3 protein-coding genes are annotated in these 1079 nt (G+C 63.3%); 2 read left to right on the top strand and 1 reads right to left on the bottom strand.

The genetic code is table 11. The annotated features are described in order from the left end of the window. Nucleotides 1-458: DNA-binding protein (locus CF68_RS38500; RefSeq protein WP_035822126.1), on the bottom strand; the 458-nt coding region annotated here is incomplete at its 3' end. A 188-nt stretch (nt 459-646) separates the two neighbouring features. On the opposite strand from CF68_RS38500, the gene CF68_RS20070 reads away from it, so the two are divergent. Beyond that, nucleotides 647-883 carry a type II toxin-antitoxin system Phd/YefM family antitoxin gene (locus CF68_RS20070; protein ID WP_035822123.1) on the top strand — a complete coding sequence of 79 codons (237 nt, stop codon included), beginning with the start codon at nt 647-649 and terminating at the stop codon, nt 881-883. After that, a partial coding sequence (locus CF68_RS20065) for a type II toxin-antitoxin system VapC family toxin (protein WP_035822130.1) occupies nt 883-1079 on the top strand: 197 nt, incomplete at its 3' end. The genes CF68_RS20070 and CF68_RS20065, both read left to right, overlap by 1 nt.

Below are 1079 nucleotides of genomic sequence, written 5' to 3'. Positions count from 1 at the left end.
ATGGCCGCCGCGTCCTCGCGCGCGGCGGCCGTCTCCGCGCGCGCCGCATCGCGCTCGGCTTCCGCTTCGCTCGCGGCGTGCCGGGCCTCCGCGCGCAGCGTGGCGAGTTCCGCCGTCGCGGCCTCGTTGGCCGACTGCCAGATGGTCTGCACCGCCTCGGCGGCGATCTGCTTGAGGGGGTCCGGCAGGTCCGGATGGTCGATGGTCACGCGCGTGCGCCCGCGCAATTCCTGCCAGAACTGCTGCAGCACTTCCGCGGGCGTGCCCATGCTGCCCTTGCGCACCAGGCTGTAGAGCTTGTTGGCGGTGGGTGTCACGCCATAGCGGAAGAACAGCAGGCCGCAGACCTCGCGGTACAGCGCACGGGTTTCGGGGAAACGCCCGCGCAGCTCGGCAATGTCGTCGGCCATGGCGGCCTGCAGCGCAGCGTCGGTCAACTCCAGTTCGGCGGTGGCCATCGGGTAAAAAAGTGTCTTTAGACAGATAAATATTACTACGTAATACGTTATTAATCAAACTGATCGCGCCAAACTTTAGACATAAGTCCGCTTATGTCTAGCAAATATGCGGAGAACGGGTCACCGGGCGCACCCCTTGCCGACCGTTTTGGACTAAGCTAGACTAAGCTCATGCTGAGGAGCCAACCATGCAGACGGTGAACATCCATGAGGCCAAAACGCACCTTTCGCGGCTCATCGAAGAGGTGGCGGCAGGCGACGAGGTCGTGATTGCGAAGGCGGGCAAGCCGGTGGCCCGGATCGTGCCGTTCGCCAAGCCAAGGCCCCCACGGCGCCTCGGTGGGCTGCAGGGCAAGATCCGCACGGCGGATGACTTCGACGCGCCGCTCCCCGATGACTTGCTGGCCGCATTCGAGGGACGGTAATGCGCATCCTGCTCGATACCCATGTTTTCCTCTGGGCGGTCACGAATGACCCGAAGCTGAGCCAGACCGCGCAGCAACGGATCCTGGATGCCGAGGAGGTCTTCATCAGTGCGGCCAGCATCTGGGAAATCTCCATCAAGGCGGGCCTCGACAAGATCGAAGTCGATGTCGACGAACTCATCGCTGAAATTACCGC

This window comes from Cupriavidus sp. SK-4 (assembly GCF_000611125.1).
In the GTDB taxonomy this organism is placed as follows: Bacteria; Pseudomonadota; Gammaproteobacteria; order Burkholderiales; family Burkholderiaceae; genus Cupriavidus; species Cupriavidus necator.
This window is presented reverse-complemented; position numbering and strand designations above follow the sequence as displayed.